The organism is Rhizobium sp. SRDI969 (assembly GCF_025152725.1).
Taxonomy (GTDB): Bacteria; Pseudomonadota; Alphaproteobacteria; order Rhizobiales; family Rhizobiaceae; genus Rhizobium; species Rhizobium leguminosarum_I.
Genome location: NZ_CP104035.1, coordinates 602475 through 616748, shown reverse-complemented (window position 1 = coordinate 616748; position 14274 = coordinate 602475). Strand labels below are relative to the sequence as shown.

14 protein-coding genes are annotated in these 14274 nt (G+C 62.2%); 2 read left to right on the top strand and 12 right to left on the bottom strand.

The features are described 5' to 3' along the window. Positions 1-34: 34 nt before the first annotated feature. Complete coding sequence (locus N2A41_RS02945) at positions 35-523, top strand: DUF523 domain-containing protein (RefSeq protein WP_260110225.1); 489 nt, start codon at positions 35-37, stop codon at positions 521-523. 78 nt (positions 524-601) lie between these two features. Here N2A41_RS02945 and N2A41_RS02940 read toward each other — a convergent pair whose 3' ends face one another. The 10 genes from N2A41_RS02940 to N2A41_RS02895 form a co-directional block, all read right to left on the bottom strand. After that, positions 602-2425, bottom strand: a complete 1824-nt coding sequence (locus N2A41_RS02940) for a methyl-accepting chemotaxis protein (protein WP_222385788.1) — start codon at positions 2423-2425, stop codon at positions 602-604. A gap of 440 nt (positions 2426-2865) precedes the next feature. Continuing rightward, positions 2866-3327 carry a plant virulence effector HPE1-like domain-containing protein gene (locus tag N2A41_RS02935; RefSeq protein WP_260110224.1) on the bottom strand — a complete coding sequence of 154 codons (462 nt, stop codon included), beginning with the start codon at positions 3325-3327 and terminating at the stop codon, positions 2866-2868. 99 nt (positions 3328-3426) lie between these two features. Further along, positions 3427-4704 carry a phosphoribosylamine--glycine ligase gene (gene purD / locus N2A41_RS02930; protein ID WP_260110223.1) on the bottom strand — a complete coding sequence of 426 codons (1278 nt, stop codon included), beginning with the start codon at positions 4702-4704 and terminating at the stop codon, positions 3427-3429. A 65-nt stretch (positions 4705-4769) separates the two neighbouring features. Next, positions 4770-6704, bottom strand: a complete 1935-nt coding sequence (locus N2A41_RS02925) for a DUF2207 domain-containing protein (protein ID WP_260111100.1) — start codon at positions 6702-6704, stop codon at positions 4770-4772. A 38-nt stretch (positions 6705-6742) separates the two neighbouring features. Then, the gene (locus N2A41_RS02920) at positions 6743-8005 is read right to left on the bottom strand and encodes a 3-phosphoshikimate 1-carboxyvinyltransferase (RefSeq protein WP_260110222.1); all 1263 of its coding nucleotides are present in this window, start codon (positions 8003-8005) and stop codon (positions 6743-6745) included. A 159-nt stretch (positions 8006-8164) separates the two neighbouring features. Further along, on the bottom strand, positions 8165-8716 hold the full coding sequence (locus tag N2A41_RS02915; protein ID WP_260110221.1) for a LemA family protein: 552 nt from the start codon (positions 8714-8716) through the stop codon (positions 8165-8167). 61 nt (positions 8717-8777) lie between these two features. Beyond that, a complete protein-coding gene (locus tag N2A41_RS02910) occupies positions 8778-9329 on the bottom strand; it encodes an AAA family ATPase (RefSeq protein WP_260110220.1) in 552 nt (183 codons plus the stop codon). Then, positions 9326-10282, bottom strand: coding sequence for a glycine--tRNA ligase subunit alpha (locus N2A41_RS02905; RefSeq protein WP_170276666.1), 957 nt, complete (start codon positions 10280-10282; stop codon positions 9326-9328). The genes N2A41_RS02910 and N2A41_RS02905 overlap by 4 nt, the downstream gene beginning before the upstream one ends. Positions 10283-10570: 288 nt before the next feature. Further along, positions 10571-10762 carry a membrane protein gene (locus N2A41_RS02900; RefSeq protein ID WP_017963036.1) on the bottom strand — a complete coding sequence of 64 codons (192 nt, stop codon included), beginning with the start codon at positions 10760-10762 and terminating at the stop codon, positions 10571-10573. A gap of 18 nt (positions 10763-10780) precedes the next feature. Beyond that, the gene (locus N2A41_RS02895) at positions 10781-11641 is read right to left on the bottom strand and encodes a S49 family peptidase (RefSeq protein ID WP_162118367.1); all 861 of its coding nucleotides are present in this window, start codon (positions 11639-11641) and stop codon (positions 10781-10783) included. Between the two features lie 183 nt (positions 11642-11824). Here N2A41_RS02895 and N2A41_RS02890 point away from each other — a divergent pair, with 183 nt between their 5' ends. Continuing rightward, the gene (locus N2A41_RS02890; RefSeq protein WP_260110219.1) at positions 11825-13165 is read left to right on the top strand and encodes an Nramp family divalent metal transporter; all 1341 of its coding nucleotides are present in this window, start codon (positions 11825-11827) and stop codon (positions 13163-13165) included. Positions 13166-13194: 29 nt separating this feature from the next. Here N2A41_RS02890 and N2A41_RS02885 read toward each other — a convergent pair whose 3' ends face one another. Both N2A41_RS02885 and N2A41_RS02880 read right to left on the bottom strand, forming a co-directional pair. Further along, positions 13195-13971: a tRNA1(Val) (adenine(37)-N6)-methyltransferase gene (locus tag N2A41_RS02885; protein WP_260110218.1), complete on the bottom strand. Its 777-nt coding sequence runs from the start codon at positions 13969-13971 to the stop codon at positions 13195-13197. A gap of 6 nt (positions 13972-13977) precedes the next feature. Continuing rightward, positions 13978-14205, bottom strand: coding sequence for a putative signal transducing protein (locus tag N2A41_RS02880; RefSeq protein ID WP_024321294.1), 228 nt, complete (start codon positions 14203-14205; stop codon positions 13978-13980). Positions 14206-14274: the final 69 nt, after the last annotated feature.

Here is a 14274-nt window from a genome sequence, read left to right as displayed (position 1 = left end):
GCATTGCCGCCGCCGTAGCGTTATTCATACAGACATGCAGAGCAAGATTCTCGTCAGCGCCTGTCTCATGGGCCAGGCCGTTCGGTATGACGGACGGGCGAAGCCGTTGCTTCATCCGGCGATCGAGACATGGCGGGCCGAGGGCCGGCTCGTGACGATCTGTCCGGAGATGTCGGCGGGCATGACGGTGCCGCGGCCGCCGGCGGAGATCGCAGAGGCGGCAACGGGCGAGGATGTGCTGGCCGGCACGGCGCGGGTTGTCGAGCTGACGGGCGCCGACGTAACGGAAGAGTTCCTGCTGGCGGCGGAAAATGCCGTGGCGCTCGCAAGGCAGACCGGCTGCCACTATGCGCTGCTCATCGACGGCAGCCCGTCCTGCGGATCCGGTTTCATCTATGACGGCACGTTTTCCGGCCGCAAGCAGGCCGGCAACGGCGTGACGGCGGCGGCGCTGAAAGCGGCCGGTGTCGAAGTGTTTTCCGATCATGAGATCGAGCGGCTGATCGAACGTATCGCGCAATAAGCCTCAAAAGGCACGGCCGCCGGAGAACCGACGGCCGCTAAGAATTTGGTGATGAAAACGCTTTTGTCCCCGCGCCGTTTAAGCGGCGCGGCGACCTTGATGCATTGCCGGGGCAGCGCTTTCGCCACTGACGCGGAAGCCACGGATGAGGTCGATCAGCTCGTCGGTATCGGTGGCCAGCGTCTCGGCCGATGCCGTGGTCTCTTCGGCCATGGCGGCATTCTGCTGCGTGGCGGCGTCGAGCTGGTTCATCGACGAGGAGATCGAGCGCAGCGTCGTGTCCTGTTCGGAGGCGCTGTGGGCAATCTTGGCGACGATCTCGTTGGCGGCCTTGATCTGGTCGGAGATCCGTTTCAGCGCTTCGCCTGCCTCGCCGACCAGACGGACGCCATGGTCGACCTGGCTGGAGGAGCGGGCGATCTGGTCCTTTATCTCCTTGGCGGCCGCGGCGGAACGCTGGGCAAGTTCGCGCACTTCCTGGGCGACGACCGCAAAACCCTTGCCGGATTCGCCGGCACGCGCTGCCTCGACGCCGGCATTCAGCGCCAGAAGGTTGGTCTGGAAGGCGATCTCGTCGATGACGCCGATGATCTTGGTGATCTCCGAGGACGACTTCTCGATGCCGCTCATCGCCTCGATCGCCTGGGTGACGATCGCATCGCTATGGGTGGCCTCGGTGCTGACCGAGTGGACGCGCTTGCTGGCTTCGTGCGCGCCATCGGCCGTCTGGCGGACGGCGACGGTGAGTTCATCGAGGGCGGCCGAAGTCTCTTCCAGGCTGGCCGCCTGGCGCTCGGTGCGCTGCGATAGCTCGTTGGAGGCGCGGCGGATCTCTTCCTTGCTGGTGCCGATGTCGGTGCCCTTGGCACTGACCTTGGCCATGGCGGCTTCGAGATGCGACAGCGCATCGTTGAAGTTATCGCGGAGGGCGGCATACTTCTGGCCGAGATCGGCGCAGCGGACGGTGAGATCGCCACGGGCAATCATCGCCAGTGCCTGGCCAATCGTTGCCACCACCCGCGCCTGGAGCGTCGTCTCATCCTGCTGCTGGCGCAGATTGTTCTCGCGCTCGCTTTCCAGAGCCAGCTGCTGAGCCGCCTCGCGATCGGACATCTGATGGCGTTCCCTGATCTTTTCCTGCAGCGACAACGTCGCCTTCGCCATCATGCCGACTTCGTTGTTCATCCCGGTATGCGGGATGGCTATCGAAACATCCTCTTCGGCGACGGCCTTCAGGGCGGCATGGACGTTGTTGAGAGGTCCCGATATACCGCGGATGACAAAGTATGCGGCTGTCATGGCAAGGAAGAACAGAACGATGCTGCCGGAGAGCGCGGTCAGGATCGTGCTGTTTATCTGAGCATCGAGATCGTCCATATAGACGCCGGTGACGACGACGACCTTCCAGGGATCGAAGGCCTGTGCATAGGCCGTCTTACGAAAATCGCCAGCGGGGTGGCCCGGTTTGGCTGTGGAATAATATTCGACGAGACCGCCGCCCTGCTGCCCGAGCTTGACCAGCTCTTCGCGATAGAGCTTGCCTTTGCTGTCCGGCTGGCCCTTGTTGACCTGACCGACTTTCGCCGCATCGTAATGGAACATCATCTGGATGTCGTAGCTATAGCCGAAGAAATAGCCATCGGGGTCGTATTTCATCGCATTGACCGTGGCGTAGGCCTGCTTCTGGGCGTCTTCCAGCGTCATTTCGCCGGCAGTCACTTTGGCCTGGTAGATTTTGAGAACAGAGACCGCAGACTGCACCTCCGCCCGCAGCATGTCGTAGCGTTCGTTGTAGATCGCGTTGACGGAGGAGCGGATCTGCAGGGAGGTGGCGATCGCAAAGGCGATCATCAGGCCGACGACCAGCAATATGAGCTGCTTCGATATCTTCAAATTTTTCATGACGCCTCGCAACGGGAATGGATGGCTGCATTCCGGTGCGGTCTTCTACCGCCTGTGCGAGCGCGCCGAAAAAGAGGACGCGTCTACCGCTGCTAAAATAAACATGCTGCGACCGGGTAAAGTATCAATTGATGCTCACCCTATAAAAAAGCTTTAATTTTATTGTTCGCGATGTGAACTTCCCTGAAAATCAGGGGGTAAAGTTACAAGGCCGACCGCCGGATTTTCATCCGCCGGCCAAATATCATTTCTCTTTTGAATTCTCAGCGTGCCCGGTGCATCAAAACATGAATGCACCCCCGCTGCTCATCGAGGGTGCATTCGGCCCACCTGTGGTGGACCCCCAAACGATCGAAACCTTGATCAGGCGGGGGCAGGGAATTTGTTGTTTAGGCAATTCCGGACGCAAAACCGCTCAACACTTTTGCCGGAAGTTGCTCCTAGAAACGCAGCTTGAATTCGGAAGCGTTTAGCGCTGCCGGTTGTTCCGCCATGCCGGCCGCAACGGGCCTGGCGTCGCCGCCAATGACGGCCGCGGTGGTTGCATTCATGTCGATGCCGTCGACCGCCGGCGCCGACGGCGCGGCCGCAATCATGGATTCCGGCGTCGCCTTGCTGACGAAAACGACGGGCGAGCCACCCATCCAGCCTTCGGTGCGGTAAATCTTCTTTTCACCGCCGACATCGCGGATTTCACTCGCCTCGAGGACGCCGGGCTTCAGCTCCGGCACCGTATAGTCCCTCTTGGTCAGCTCGGTCTGGAGCGGCGGGCAATGGGCGCAGGTTTCGGTGACGATGCTGCCTTCAGCACGCGGCGCAGTCTTGCCGACCACCTCGATCGAGGACGCCATCGCAGAACCTGCCATCAGCAGGATTGCCGCACCGAGGAAAATCTGACGCATCAACGCTACTCCGTCTCATCTTGGGAGCAAATTAGCGCAGCTTTGTTTCTATCCCGTCAGGGGAAAGGGTAAAAATTTAAAGAACGGGCCGGTTTATACTCATTCCGCGCCGGTTTCGCGCTCGATCGCCCGCCAGCCGATGTCGCGCCGGCAAAAGCCGTTTTCCCATCTTACCCTGTCGAGCAGCGCATAGGCGCGGTCCTTGGCCTCGGCGACCGTGCCACCTGACGCGGTGACGTTCAGCACGCGGCCGCCGGTCGCAACCAGCACACCGTCTTTCAGACCCGTGCCGGCATGAAACACCTTCTCGCCCTCGCCTGCATCAGGCAGGAAGAGAATCGGCGTATTCTTCTCGTAGGCGCCGGGATAACCCTTGGACGCCATGACCACCGTCAGCGCCGGATCGTCGTTCCATTCGGCGTTGACCTGATCGAGCGTGCCGTTGGCGGTGGCGAGCAGCAGCGGCAGAAGGTCGCTTTTCAACCGCATCATCATCACCTGGCATTCGGGATCGCCGAAGCGGACATTGTATTCGATCAGTTCCGGCCCCTTCTTAGTGATCATCAGACCGGCGAAAAACACACCGGAGAAGGGATGGCCGCTCTCGGCCATGCCGCGCATCGTCGGCTCGATGATCTCCTTCATCGTCCGCTCGACCATTTCGGCGGTCATCACAGGCGCCGGCGAATAGGCGCCCATGCCGCCGGTATTGACGCCGGTATCGCCCTCGCCCACCCGCTTGTGATCCTGGGCGGTTGCGAGCGGCAGCGCATGTTTGCCATCGCAGAGGCAGAAGAAGCTCGCCTCCTCGCCATCGAGATAGGCTTCGACGACGACTTCGGCGCCGGCAGCGCCAAAGGCGCCTTCGAAGCAGTCATCGACAGCTGTCAGCGCCTCGTCCAGCGTCATCGCAACCGTCACGCCCTTGCCGGCGGCAAGGCCATCGGCCTTGACGACGATCGGCACACCCTCGGCGCGGATATAGGCTTTGGCCTTCGGTCCATTGTTGAAGCGCTGGTAGGCGCCTGTCGGAATATCGTAGCGGGCGCAAATATCCTTGGTGAAGCCTTTGGAACCCTCGAGCTGGGCTGCGGCGGCGGAGGGACCAAAGACCGCCAGGCCATCGGCGCGCAGCCGGTCGGCGAGGCCGGCAACCAGCGGCGCCTCCGGGCCGACGACGACGAAATCGATCGCCTTGTCCTTGCAGAAGGCCGCGACCGCTTGGTGATCTTCGATGTCAACGGGCACCAGCACGGCGTGTTCGGCAATGCCGGGATTGCCGGGTGCAGCATAGAATTCCGTCATCAACGGCGATTGCGCCAGCTTCCAGGCGAGCGCATGCTCGCGTCCGCCCGATCCGATCAACAGAACCTTCATGCGCGACCCTTTCCTGTTTCGTCTGGCGGTTAAGGGCGAAGGACCGAAAGGTCAAGCGGGAAAGCTCACCAACCCCCGCCTCCGCCGCCTCCGCCGCCCCCGCCGGACGAGCCGCCGCCGGAAAAACCGGAGGATGAACTAGACGGCGGCGGCGAAGGAATCGTCGAAGCGATGGTCGAGGCCATCGACGAGGAAAAGCCGCCGATGCGATCGGAGAAACTGCCGCTGTTGAAATTGCCGGAATACCAGGCGGGTGCATAGGCGGCAGCCGCGCCGGCGGCAGCTGCCGCAAGCCAGGTCTCGAAAGTGCGCGACCAGGGTTTTTCGACGCCGAGCGCCACCGCATAGGGCAGTAGCGTCTCGAAATGCTGAGGCGACATAGAGGGCGCGCCAGCCGTGTTCATCCGGTCCTTCTCGGCAAGCGTCAGATACTGGCGCAGGCCATCTATGCCGTCCATCATCTTGGCGCCGAGCGGGGTCGGGGCGCCCATGATGAAGAAATACAGGATGTTCAAAAGCACGATGCCGCCGATGGCAAAGAGCATCGGCGTTTCATGCAGCTCCATCAGCGACGAGGTGAGCACCATCACCATGATCGCCAGGATGCTGACGCCGACGAAAACGCCGATCGCCGTGGAGATGATCGCGATGATCTTGCCGAACAGCGACTTGCCGCGATGCACCGATCTGACGAGGCCGGCGGCAAACACCGCAACGAAGACCGAGATGGCGATTGGAATCAGCATGAGCGCGATCGTGTCGGGCTCCAGCGAACCGAAGACGAACAGTATCACCAGGGCGGTGGCACTGAGCACGATGCCGCCTGCGGTATAACCGAGGTTGGAATTGTAATATTTGCCGCGGTGTTCCTTCTCGATCGCCGAGCGAAAGGCCTGGCCGACGGACTTCACCCGCTCGCCATTGGCCTTGTCGATCGTCAGCGTCGAGCCGGCGCCGCCGGCAACCTTCAGCAATTCGATCTCGCCGGCCTGGAATTTCTCCTTGCCGAGCGGCTTGCCGGTGCCGCTGATGACGATCGAATTCTTCAGGTCCTCGAGCTTGACGTAACCGCGGACGGCGAGATTGAGCGCGGTGGCGGAAAGCGCCGTCCAGCCCCCGCCAGAGAAACCCTTATTGTCGATGTAGTTGACCAGTGCCGGCGAGATGCCGTCTGGCGCATCCCAGCGCGGCACGACGACGCCGCGGGCGGGATCGCGGCCGACCTTCAGCCAGGAGCGCGTATAGTATGCGAAGACGAGGATGAGACCGCCGAAGCCGATGAAATAATTGCGGTTGTCCTTCAACCACCAGCTGCTTTCCATATCGGCGCTCGGCGCATCGATGGCGCCCTTCGCCATCTTGATCGAGAATGTCAGGCCTTCACGGGCCTCAAGCGGCTCGGTCGTCGAAAAGACCAGGCCGGCGCCGGTTTCGCTGACGCGGGCATTCTTGCCGGTCGCGCCCTCCGGGCCGGTGAAGAAGATCGTATCAGTGGCGCCGACACCGGGCGGCAAGTGCACCGTCGCCGTTGCCGAGCGGATCGGGAAGATCCAGCCATTGCCGGTGACGTTCCAGTAGAGTTCGTCGTGATCGTCGAAATAGCGGATCTGGCGGTTGGTCTTGTAGGTGAAGACATATTGATGACGGCCCGGCGTCACCGTTACATCGGCAGAACCGGCATAGATGCGGATACCGCCTGATATCGACTCGGTGTGCCAAGGCTCGTTATCGCCATCACGCTGGACCGAGACCATATCGAAATCGACGCTGCGGCGACGGCCTGTGGCATCGGTGAAATAGAGCGGGAAGTCACGGAAGATGCCGTGGTTGATCTGGTTGTTCTCTGCATGAACGGTGATCGTTTCCGTCACCGTCATCGCCCCGCTCTTTTCGAGCGCGATATCGGAGGCGAAACTGTCGATCACCTCGGCGGCAAACACCGCCGAAGCGGCGAGCATCAACAGCAGCGCAAAGCAAAATCCGAAAACCCGACGCCCCATCCCTGTCTCCTCGCCGGCAGCCTCGGCTGCGCGTTCCGTCAATCGTTGTCCTGGTATTTCACGCCGAGTGCCGCGAGCGTCCGCCAATAGGCGGGGAAGGTTTTGCCGACGCAATCGGGATCGAGAATGGTAATGCCGTCGATCTTGAGCCCAGCCAGCGCGAAGCTCATGGCAATGCGGTGATCGGCGAAACTGTCGATCTCCGCCGGTAGACGCTTTCCTGCAAGTGCGGGATCGGACTGCACGATCAGATCGTCGCCCTCTTCGCGGGCAAGGCCTGAAACAATGCGGTTGAGGCCGGTCGAGAGCGCCCGGATGCGGTCGCATTCCTTGACGCGCAGATTGGCGATGCCGACGAAGCGAACCGGCGTCTCGTTGAATGCGGCAAGCACGGCAAGGGTCGGAACGGCATCCTGCATCTGCGAGCCGTCGATCTCTGCCGGCAGATGCGGGAATTTGGCGATGATGTCATAGGCGCGCGCATCGGGCTGCGAGAAGGTATCGGAGGGAACACCGAGATCGATCGCGCCGCCGGTGAGAACCTCGGCCGCCCAGAGATAGGTCGCAGCCGAGGCATCCGGCTCGACGATGAAATCGGCGGCGCGGTAGCCGGTCGGCTCGACCCGCCATGTGACGGGGCTGGTCTTCTCGACCTTGGCGCCGAAAGCCTTCATCGCCGCCGTGGTCAGGTCGATATAGCCGAGTGCGCCGATATCCTCGCCGACGAGTTCGATATCGACCGGCCGGTCGCCGCCGGCCGCCATCATCAGCAGTGCCGAAACATACTGGCTGGACAGGCCGCCATCGATGCGGATGCGGTCGGCCTGGAAGCGGCCGGTGCCCTTGACGGTGACCGGCGGGCAGCCGGTCTCGGCGGTCACGTCGATGCCGAGCGTGCGCATCGCCTCGACCAGCGGACCGATCGGCCGCTTGCGCATATGCTCGTCGCCATCGACGATGACGGTGCCGTCGACCAAAGCCGCAGCCGCCGTCAGGAAGCGTGTCGCCGTGCCGGCATTGCCGAGGAAGAGCGGCGCCTTCGGCGGCAGCAGCCTGCCGCTGCCGGTGACGACAAAGGTGGTATCGTCTGGCTCGTCGATCGAAACACCCATGGCCCGCAGCGCTTCGGCCATATAGCGCGTATCGTCGCTCTTCAGCGCCCCGGTCAGCCGGCTCGTGCCCTTCGCCAGGCCGGCAAGCAGCAGCGCGCGATTGGTGATTGACTTGGAGCCCGGCGGCATGGCGCGGCCTGAAAGCGGCCGGCCCGGCGGAATGATCGTGAGTTTGGCTGTGCGTGTCATGCTATTCTTCCGTCCATGGGGCGACCCTGAAGCGCGTCGCGATCTTTCAGATTCGCTTGACCCACCCTTCAGGTCTTTGGTTTTGCGCGACATGCTCAAGCCGGCCGCAATCTGCCCTTGCTCTTAATCGCTTTCCGGCAAAGGCAAAATGCCGGATCGTCAGAATTTCACGGCGGGGACGGCGCGGTCGGCCTCGTTGGTGATTTCGAAATATTCCCGCTTGGAGAATCCGAACTGGCCGGCGACGAGATTGGACGGGAAGCTTTCGACCTTGACGTTGAGATCGCGGGCGGCGCCGTTGTAGTAACGCCGCGCCATTTGCAGCTCGCCCTCCATGGTTTCCAGCGAAGCCTGGAGCTCGGCAAAGTTCTGGTTGGCCTTGAGATCCGGATAGGCTTCGGCGAGCGCCATAACACGACCGAGCGCCTGGCCGAGCAGGCCTTCCGCCTGCGCCCTGCCGGCGACATCGCCTGATGGCACGGCTTGCGCCTTGTTGCGGAGCTCAACCACCTCTTCGAGCGTCGACTTTTCATGGGCGGCATAGCCCTTGACCGTCTCGATCAGGTTCGGGATCAGGTCGGCGCGGCGCTTGAGCTGGACATCGATGCCCGACCAGGCTTCTTCCGCCATCTGCCGCGCGCGAACCAGGCCGTTGTAGATGAAGACGAGATAGAGCGCGACCAGAACGATGACGCCAAGTGCAATATACATCGCGAATCCCCCGCAGCGAAGTAATGTCCGGGCGGACACTAAGCGGTTTTGCCGGCTGCCGTCAAACGCCGATATATCCTAGGATTCGGGCCGTCGTCTGCTCCGGCAAAAGGCCTGTCGTGTCGATTTCGACGGTGCGTTCAGCCAGCCCGCGCAGCAGCCTATGGTTTGCCCGCAGCCGTTGCAGTACCGCAATATCCGTCAGCTTGAGCGCCTCGGACCGGCCGGGAGAAACAAGGCGCCTGGCGTTCTCTTCCGGGGCGCAATCGAGCAGGATTGCCACCAGATCGGCGCCTCTTGCGGCAGCCAGATCGCGATACCAGGAAAACGTCGCAGTGTCTTGTGCATCGTCCGATAAGGCATCGGTGAAGACGAAGCTTTCAGCCGGGTCTGCGCGCACGGCATGATCGAAAACCGCCTGGCGGATCTGCCCACGCAACGATGCGTGCAGCGGATCGCTGCGCGAGAACAGGGCCTCAGCCGGATTGAGCAGCATGTGATTATCAACGAGCCGCGCGCCGAGCCTCTTCGCCAGCAGGCGGCCGACAGTCAGCTTTCCAGTGCCCGGCCAGCCGTTGATATGGATGATGCGGCTGGCTGGCTGTTGCGTCACGCCGCCTCTTTGGCCAGGTTGACGCCGCCGGCATCGGTCAGCAGGAAGGCTTCGCCGCAGGCCTTGGCGAGCGTACGCACGCGCAGGATATAGCTCTGCCGCTCGGTGACCGAGATGACGCCGCGGGCATCGAGCAGGTTGAAGACGTGGCTGGCCTTGATGCACTGGTCATAGGCCGGGAAGACGCATTTGTGCAGGCGCTGGTTGGCGTTGTCGCCGGGTGCGCCGGCATCGAGCAGCGCCCGGCATTCCTTCTCGGCATCGACGAAGTGGCGATGCAGCATCTCGGTATTGGCGAATTCGAAATTATGGCGCGAATATTCCTGCTCGGCCTGCAGGAAGACATCGCCATAGCTGATCTTCTCGTCGCCGTCGCGGCCGTTGAAATTCAGGTCATAGACATTGTCGACGCCCTGGACATACATGGCGAGGCGTTCGAGACCATAGGTCAGTTCGCCCGCGACGGGTGAGCATTCGATGCCGCAGACCTGCTGGAAATAGGTGAACTGCGAGACTTCCATGCCATCGCACCAGCACTCCCAGCCGAGGCCCCAGGCGCCGAGCGTCGGGCTTTCCCAGTCGTCCTCGACGAAACGGATATCATGCAGCAGCGGATCGAGACCGATCGCCGCCAGCGAGCCGAGATAAAGCTCCTGCAGATTTGGCGGGTTCGGCTTCAGGATGACCTGGTATTGGTAATAATGCTGCAGCCGGTTCGGATTCTCGCCATAGCGACCGTCGGAAGGGCGGCGGGATGGCTGAACGTAAGCGGCCTTCCAGGGCTTGGGGCCGAGGGCGCGCAGCGTGGTGGCCGGATGGAAGGTGCCGGCGCCGACTTCCATGTCGTAGGGCTGCAGTACCGCGCAACCCTTATCCGCCCAGTAATGATGCAGGGTCAGGATCAGCGCCTGAAAGGAGCGCTTCGGGTTCATATGGTCTGGGATAGCTGACATCAACGGCACCGATTGCGTGGGATTTATCGGCGCGACAGGTGCCATGGAGGGCGGCAGGGGTCAAGACTTTTGCGGCGGCGGAGAGATCTAAAACCCCTCCCCAACCCCTCCCCACAAGGGGGAGGGGTTAACTTGCTGCGCCCGCTTTCCAGATCTTCGACGTTTAAGGAGGAGCGAGGCGGGTACTCCGGGTTAGTCCCTCCCCCTTGTGGGGAGGGGTTGGGGAGGGGTCTAGGATGCTGGATGGGGCAGAGCAGTGGCGAGACCCTTCAATTTGTGCTCTTAATTTTATTCTCCCTCGCGCTTCAGCCGGTATTCTCCGGTCTCCGGGTCCTTGACCAGCGTGCCGATCGCGCCGGTCTGGCGCTCCTTTTCGGCGCGGCGCGACTTTTCGGCGAGCTTGCGGGCGTCAGAGACGAAGCGGCGGTAGAGCCACCAGGCTGAGAAGACCAGGATCAGAATGGTAATTAACTGCGGCATGCCCCTCTCTTGCTCCCTTCAAAGCCCGAAACGGCTCCACAATGCTCTCTCTTCCGCCGCTTCGACAAGCCCTGTTGCGAGACCGGATGCAGCGCCCTCGAGCGACACCGGGGACACGCCGGGAATTCGGCGGCCGAACAGGCCGCGGCCGGCGGTGACGAGCTCCAGCTTGGTCTTCTGGCCGTAGCGCCTTTTCAGTTCCTGGCGCATGTCGCCGAGGCCATCGATGAGGCCGAGCTCCAGGCCGCGCGTGCCGCTCCAGAACAGGCCGGAAAAGACCGTCGCATCGTCTGTCAGCTTGCCGGCGCGACGCTCGCGCACCATGGAGATGAAGACTTGATGAATTTCGAGCTGCAGGCTCTTCAGGTACTCGATATCCTTTTCCTTTTCCGGCTGGAACGGATCGAGGATCACCTTGTTTTCGCCGGCGGTATAGACGCGGCGCTCGACGCCGATCTTCTTCAAGAGTTCGGGAAAACCGAAACCGCCGGAGACGACGCCGATCGAGCCGACGATGGAGGTGGCATCGGCAATGATCTCGTCGCCGGCCAGCGCGATCATGTAGCCGCCGGAGGCGGCGACATCCTCGACGAAGACCAGAACCTTCTTCTGCTTCTCGCGGGCAAGCTCGCGAATGCGGGTGAAGATCAGGCGCGACTGGACGGGCGAACCGCCCGGCGAATTGATGGAGATGGCAATCGCCGGCGCGTCCTTCATAGCGAAGGCCTTTTCCAGAACCGGAGAGACATTGGCGAGATTGAGGGTCGGCCGGAACTGGCCGCCGCCGCTGATGATCGCCCCCTGCAGCCGGACGACCGGGATGGTGATGCCGTCCTTGCGGAACCGTTTCGGCAGCAGTTTTCTCAAGAATCCGGCCATTTCCCATCCTTCGCTTCGGGTCGCACGATCGCAGTTTGCGATCGGCATCCATGTATGCGTTGGAACGGCAAACGCAATCCCCGCGTTCCCGAAAATAGCGGGTTTGAATTTGTTGTTGCGAATGACTTGCATTATCATTCTAATTCGTCATAGTGCGCTGACGATAGAACAGGTGGAAATCGCATGGACGTCCTTAATCCGAATGCAAAGAGCGGTTGGCGGCACGAACGCGGCGAGGCGTCGCTGTCCGATGTCTACCGCACCGTCGGAACCGGGCGTCACAGCTCGATGTGGCGAAGGGCGGCAGCCTTCGCCGGGCCGGGCTACATGGTCGCCGTCGGCTACATGGACCCCGGTAATTGGGCGACATCCCTCGCCGGCGGCTCGAAATTCGGCTATGCGCTGCTCACTGTCGCGCTGCTTTCCAACCTGATGGCCATCGTGCTGCAATCGCTCTGCGCGCGTCTGGCGATCGCGTCGGGCCGTGACCTCGCCCAGGCCTGCCGCGACGCCTTTCCGAAATATGTCTCGCTGCCGCTCTGGGCTTTTGCGGAAATCGCCATCATCGCCACCGACATTGCCGAGGTGATCGGCACGGCGATCGGCCTCAACCTCTTGATGGGCATCCCGCTTGAACTCGGCGTGCTGATCACCGCACTCGACGTCTTCGTTATCCTCTTCCTGCAGAAGCTCGGCTTCCGCTGGGTGGAAGCCTTCATCATCGCGCTGCTCGGCGTCATCGCGGTCTGCTTCGGTGTGCAGATCCTGCTGGCCGACCCGCAATGGGGCGCCGTTCTCACCGGCTTCTTCCCGACCACGGAGATCGTCACCAATCCCGAGATGCTCTATCTGGCACTCGGCATTCTCGGCGCGACCGTCATGCCGCACAATCTCTACCTCCACTCCGGCATCGTACAGACGCGGGCCTACGGCCATACGGTTCCCGAAAAGAGGGAAGCGCTGACCTTTGCGACGATCGACTCGACGGTGGCGCTGTGTTTCGCGCTGCTGATCAACGCCTCGATCCTGATCCTGGCGGCCGCCGCCTTCAATGCGCACGGCAAGACCGACGTCGTCGAACTCGGCGATGCCTATTCGCTGCTGTCGCCGCTGCTTGGCCTCGCCATCGCGCCGACGCTGTTCGGCATCGCGCTTCTCTGCTGCGGTCTCAATTCGACGGTGACGGCAACGCTTGCCGGCCAGATCGTCATGGAAGGCTTTCTCAAGATCCGGCTGAAGCCATGGATACGCCGGCTGATCACCCGCGCCATCGCCATCGTGCCGGCGGCGATCGTCACCATCTGGTATGGCGACCAGGGCACGGCCGAGCTTTTGATCCTCACCCAGGTGGTGCTCAGCCTGCAGCTTTCCTTCGCCGTCTTCCCGCTTGTCATGTTTACCGGCAACAAGGCCAAGATGGGCGAACTGGTGGCGCCCCGCTGGCTGAGCGGCATCGCCTATCTGATCGCGGTCGTCATTGCAGGACTGAACGTCAAGCTGCTCTTCGACTTCGTCACCGGCTGAAGCAATTCCAGGAAAAGTGTGGCGCCAGTCTAAAGCCTGGCGTAGGCCGCCCGGCCATTGTTGAAATCATCGACGAGAGGGGAGAACTTGTGGCTCCCCTCTTCGTGCATGATGAGGCCCGCACGCAGCGACAGCCGCGCCCGCGATCCCTTGATACCAGTCACCAGGATACGCACGGCGTTTTCACCCGGACGCGGGTGGATAGCGGTGATCTCGATGCCGCCGAAGCGCCGGCCGCAGGCGGCAACGATCTCGGCGATCGACTGAGGCCTGGCGATCAGCGACAATTGCCCGCCTGGGATCATGATGGCGCCGGCCGTGCGGATCCAGCTTTCGAACAGGCCCTCGGTCATCGCATGGGCTTCGGCCTTCAGCGCATCCGGCGTGCGCCGATCACCGGCGTCGTTGAAGGGCGGGTTCATGATGACGTGGTGGAAGCTCTCATCGGTGAGCCCCGCATCGTTGCGCGCCTTGGAGGTCAGCGTCACATCGGCCTCGACGACGCTGACGCGGCCCGCGACATGGGCATTGTCGGGCAAGAGGATGCTGCGGCGGGCATAATCGGCCATCTCGGCCGAGCGCTCGAAGAGCACCACTTGCGAATTGGCAAGCCGTGAGGCGACGGCAAGACCGGCGGCACCGGCGCCGGCGCCGAGATCGGCAACCCTGACCGGGCGATCGTCGGCGACCAGAGCTGCAAGCAGCATCGCATCCATGCCGGAGCGATGGCCCCTGCCCTTCGGCTGCATCACGTGGAAGGCGCCGCGATGAAAGGCATCGATGGTGTCAGTGGTTTCCCCGGTCATCGGAGCTCACTTCCGCTCGCGCAACTCGCCACCGAGACCGGCATCGATGAGGATGCGGCGCGCCTGATCGGCCATCTCCTCATCCACCAGCAGGCGGCGCGACAGCATGCCGAGCGAGCCCTCCAGCACGCTCATGCCCTGATCGGCGATGAAGCAGTGAATTCCGGCATCCTTCATCAAACTCTCGGCATAGGAGAGAAGAACGGGGTCGTTGGCGCGGATAAGTTCATGCATTTGCCGTCGTTTTCCTTCCAATTTCGCTCAGCGCGACAATTCACCCCTTGCCGCGTCCATCGCCCCTTT